The following is a 753-nucleotide window of genomic DNA, read 5'->3' as shown; positions in this document are numbered from 1 at the left end:
CAGCTCATTCTTTTCTGCGTGGCGAATCAAGCTAGTCATCGTGCCTTTGCTGCGATGCAAGCGCTCTGCGATCACGCTCGGTCGTAGGCCATCTTCGTAATCCAATTCCATAAGAACAAGCATCTGCTCGAAATTTACATCATCACGAAGCTTATGAATTTTGTTTTGAATCGAGTTTTGAAACATGCGAGTAGCAATGAAACTCATACCTACCGTGGTTTCGAATATTTTCTTTGTGTCTTCAGACATTGTGACAATTCCAATTTATGTTTCAATGGCTATTATCCACTTATTGGTACGATACAGAAGCATTTCTCTCACAATTTCCCTTCTAAACTGTAGAAGTTTAACACTCCTTGGAAGCCTTTAGAGATCCTTGTTCAAATTCCTAATTTAAAAGGGCTGCGATCGAAATGCTATAAAGATTAAACGCAACCATTTGTTCAAATTTAATAGTTACCGCTATCACGTACAAAAATGTAGAGGCAAACCAAGAATCTAGTAACTGATTTGATTCGACATTAAACAATATAATAATTCGGTTGATATAGCTGCTGGTTAACACATCAGGGCAAATACTTAGTGCTTAGATTGAATTAGCTTTTCTAACACAGGAACACCGAGCTCGCTCAATAACTTGTCTGTCCATTTATCCAGATTAGGGATGAGAAGATATACCAACCCAACAAACAAAATTGATCCAACCAGATCTTCTGGTCTGTGCATTCCTAACCACAAACGACTATAAGCAAC

2 protein-coding genes are annotated in these 753 nt (G+C 38.4%); both read right to left on the bottom strand.

Features of this window, described 5'->3' with window-relative positions; translation table 11 throughout:
• Positions 1 to 249: helix-turn-helix domain-containing protein (locus tag QTO00_RS20360; RefSeq protein ID WP_331426364.1), on the bottom strand; the 249-nt coding region annotated here is incomplete at its 3' end.
• A gap of 330 nt (positions 250 to 579) precedes the next feature.
• A partial coding sequence (locus QTO00_RS20355; protein WP_331426365.1) for a phosphatase PAP2 family protein occupies positions 580 to 753 on the bottom strand: 174 nt, incomplete at its 5' end.

It is taken from the genome of Vibrio sp. M260118, from assembly GCF_036533755.1.
Taxonomy (GTDB): domain Bacteria; phylum Pseudomonadota; class Gammaproteobacteria; order Enterobacterales; family Vibrionaceae; genus Vibrio.
Note: the sequence above shows the minus strand (reverse complement) of the source record. Positions and strands in the feature narration are given on the sequence as shown.